Annotated in this window: 1 protein-coding gene; it reads right to left on the bottom strand. The window is 38.2% G+C overall.

All coding sequences use genetic code 11. The features are described 5' to 3' along the window. Positions 1-334: 334 nt before the first annotated feature. Entirely contained in the window at positions 335-841 is a 507-nt protein-coding gene (locus tag AB4238_RS22150) for a DUF4124 domain-containing protein (protein WP_372035765.1), read from the bottom strand. Positions 842-968 lie beyond the last annotated feature (127 nt).

A 968-nucleotide genomic window follows, 5' to 3' on the forward strand; every position in this document is an offset into this window, starting at 1 on the left:
TTAATGCAATTGGTATTATCTATTTCTTGGCCACTGCTCATTGCCAGTTTTGAGCAGATTAGCATATTGGTATTTCAGGTTTGCTTAGTGCTTTATCTGCAGCAGCAACAAAGCCATGCATCCCCATCCCTCCACGGCTGGCAATCATTTTTTGCTGGGTGATGTAAGCTAAAGCTGTACCCAATAATAGGCCGAGTATAAAGAGAGTGATGTAGCTGAGTTTACGCATGATGATAGTGGTGTTTTTATAATGGTAATAGATGAATATTACTTGGGTGGCTACAAAGCCTAGTTTTATTACTCTTATATGCGAATAGCACAGTGAAGTAGTAAGCTATTTAACGTCAGAAGTTTCTAAGGTAATTTGCTCTTTATGGTCATCTAACAAAATAATTGTAGATGCATTATTGGTAATGAGGTTATCAAAGTGCAAGTTCATTTCTTCTATGGATGCGATGTAGGCCGGATCTGTCGCTTCTTTCTTCTGCCAATATCGGTTACGTTCAAGTTTTTGTAACTCACTGGCTCTTAATATTTCAAAGTAGCTATTTTCTTGCTTTAAGCGGTACATTTCACTGTCTAGAAGCTGTAATAAGCGATTTTTGGAAATGACTTCTTTTTGCAGTAGTGCTTGCAGCGGATCGACAGTTTCAGTGCGTTTATCTGAGTCTGTTTCAATAGTGATACCAAGTTGATACTCTATTTCATGCTGTCGAAAATCTTTGGGACAGGAGTGTTGGCTAAAGACGATCTTATCGTCTTTAATGCACTTAAAAATGCTGTTTGCTACAGCGGAACCACTAAACATTAAGCAAAGTATTGAGAGTATGACTTTCGTCATTGGGTTAAATATCCTTTTAGCCACAGATTCCATTACCAATCTCGTCCATATTCCGTGAGCATTTTTAGCGATGCTTGGTGTTATACCAATTCCACTAAAGATGTGATCAATTCAGAGCTTTCTCAGG

This window comes from Shewanella sp. 10N.286.45.A1 (assembly GCF_041470405.1).
In the GTDB taxonomy this organism is placed as follows: domain Bacteria; phylum Pseudomonadota; class Gammaproteobacteria; order Enterobacterales; family Shewanellaceae; genus Shewanella.